Annotated in this window: 3 protein-coding genes; all 3 read left to right on the top strand. The window is 48.1% G+C overall.

Annotated elements, in window-relative coordinates; all coding sequences use genetic code 11:
• A partial coding sequence (locus B3180_RS09310) for a TOBE domain-containing protein (protein ID WP_286844195.1) occupies positions 1–452 on the top strand: 452 nt, incomplete at its 5' end.
• Between the two features lie 73 nt (positions 453–525).
• Entirely contained in the window at positions 526–1467 is a 942-nt protein-coding gene (locus tag B3180_RS09315; RefSeq protein WP_278358328.1) for a zinc transporter ZntB, read from the top strand.
• Positions 1468–1569: 102 nt separating this feature from the next.
• On the top strand, positions 1570–2744 hold a 1175-nt coding region (locus tag B3180_RS09320), incomplete at its 3' end, for an AMP-binding protein (protein ID WP_286844197.1).

Below are 2744 nucleotides of genomic sequence, written 5' to 3' on the forward strand. Positions count from 1 at the left end.
GGGCTGATAAGGCTGGTGTCATGTATTCCGGTCAACTGCTCCAGTGGGAAACACCTTATGCGCTATACCACCAGCCGACTCACCAACTGGTCGCTGACTTTATTGGCCGTGGTGTGCTGCTTAATGGTGAAATTAAGGATCAGGAGCTGCACTGTGCATTTGGCACCATTAAACATTCTCAATTAAGTAATAAACCCGATATGAGCGTGAACTTTCTTGTTCGCCCCGACGATGTATTGATCAACAACAAGAGTGAAATGAAAGCCATTGTTGTTGGTTGTGGATTCCGCGGTTCTCACTATCTCTATACTCTGGAGCTTTCAGACACCAGTCATGTACTTGCGGTAGGTCCTTCTCACCAACCACTGCAAACTGGCGAGCAAATTGGTTTTGATATCGACTTTGATCATTTAGTCGTATTCGACTCATCACTTTGTGAACTTCCGGACTGAAGCTTACTGAAAACAATGACAAGTTAAACGCCTCGCTATAGACTTTGAATAATAGTCTTAAAGCGAGAGTTCTATGGATTTTTTAATTGATGCCTGGGATTTCAATCAACATCCCGCGACACAACTTCACACACCGTCCGAAGCCACAAAGAATACCTGGTTTCATTTCCAACGTGACGTTGAAGGCCTGACAGAGTGGCTAACTCAGGCAGGGATCCCCGAACCTCTCATTGACGCGGTACTCGAAGAAGACACCCGTCCCAGATTCCAGCGTCTGCCCGATGGTTTTATGTTGTTGCTACGCGGCGTTAACTTAAACACCGGTGAGTCACCGGAAGACATGCTCAGTTTGCGCATACTGTATTATAAAGGCGCTTTATACAGCTTCCGTAAACGCCCATTCTTATCCATAGCAAAGCTAAGGGAACAACTCCAGCAACAGATGGGACCTGAGTCGTTACACGATTTTATCGTCGCGCTCATTGAGCAGATAAACTTGCGCATTGAAGATGTCGTTTCATCCGCGGAAGAACAACTTGAAGCCATTGAGGGTGAAGGCTTTGATAACACCGCATCGGTTCAGGTAAAGCTTACAGCCCTGCACCGCAGATTATTGCGCCTAAACCGCTTTATTCGACCACAGCTGGCGGCTTTAGAAAAGCTCAGTACCGAAGCTGAAAAAGTCATGACACCCGAACTGCACCAATGGTTAATCAACGAACGCGACACAACCCAACGGTTGTTCGAACAAATTGACTTAATGCTTGAACAGGTGTGGATGCAACGCGAGCAACTGCAGCAGGCGATAGCAGAAAAAATGAACCGCAACACTTACTGGCTTTCCGTTATTGCCGGTGTGTTTTTACCTCTCAGCTTCTTAACCGGTGTTTTCGGCATTAATATTGGCGGCATGCCCGGTGTTGAAAATGCTGATGCCTTTATGATCTTCTGTGGCTCGCTAGTCATTATTGCCATTGTTGAGTTTTTGCTGCTAAGGCGACTTAGATTCTGGTAATTGCGATTGAGATCAAAGCCAGCTTAGACCTAAGTCGAATAGGAAATTTAAGCCAACGGAATATGCTAAAAGGCTCTGCATAAAAGGATTTGAGGTAGTGCTATGCAACCCTATAAGAAAGTCTATTCAGAAGCTCAACAAGATCCTGAAGGATTCTGGCTTGACCAGGCGCGTCGTCTGGATTGGTTCAAACCACCAAAAGTTGCTGCGCATGTCAGGAAAAATGGCATGGCAGACTGGTTCCCGGACGGCGAAATTAATGTCAGTTACTTAGCACTCGATGCTCAGATTAACGCGGGCCGCGGTGAGCAAGTCGCTCTTTACTACGACTCTCCGGTTACTCAAAGTAAAGCAAGCTACACCTTTAACGAATTGCACTATCAGGTCGCATGCTTCGCCGACGTACTGAAGCAGCGAGGCGTTGAAAAAGGTGACCGGGTCATTATCTACCTTCCGATGATCCCTCAGGCAGCTATTGCCATGCTGGCTTGCGCGCGCATTGGGGCGATTCACTCGGTTGTTTTTGGTGGTTTTGCAGCACACGAACTTGCCGTTCGCATTGACGATGCCGCCCCCAAGCTCATCGTTACCGCCTCATGTGGTATTGAAGGTAGCAAGGTTTTACCTTACAAGCCTATTGTTGATAAAGCACTGGCAGAAGCGCAGTTTAGCCCCCGTACCATTGTTTATCAGCGCGAGCAGTGTGAGGCTGAAATGCAGGACGGCCAGGACACCGACTGGGCGAAAGCAATGGAAAAAGCCAGCCCCGCTGAAGCTGTTCCCTTACCGGCAACCCACCCGCTTTATATTCTTTATACTTCCGGCACCACCGGCAAACCCAAAGGGGTGGTACGTGATCACGGTGGGTACGCTGTCGCCTTAAACTTTTCAATGAATTACGTTTATGGGCTAAACCCCGGAGACGTCTTCTTTACGGCGTCTGATGTTGGTTGGGTAGTTGGCCACTCTTACATCGTTTATGGACCTTTAATTTTCGGCTGCAGCAGTATTCTTTACGAAGGAAAGCCTGTTAACACACCAGATGCAGGTTCCTTCTGGCGCATTGTTCAGGACTATAAAGTCAGTGCTATTTTCTCCGCTCCCACCGCGTTCCGGGCGATAAAAAAAGAAGACCCCGAAGGCGAGCACCTCAGCCGCTACGACATTAGCTCACTGCAACGTATTTACATGGCAGGCGAACGTTTAGACCCTGCGACTTATGAGTGGACAACAGAGCTCACCGACTTACCGGTTTATGACCACTGGTGGCAGACAGA

This window comes from Idiomarina sp. UBA4206, assembly GCF_002383015.1.
GTDB classification, from domain to species: Bacteria; Pseudomonadota; Gammaproteobacteria; order Enterobacterales; family Alteromonadaceae; genus Idiomarina; species Idiomarina abyssalis.

What these genes read in the sequence shown, in the direction of transcription:
- B3180_RS09315 (WP_278358328.1), top strand. Translation starts at nt 526, where the DNA reads ATGGATTTTTTAATTGATGCCTGGGATTTCAATCAACATCCCGCGACA.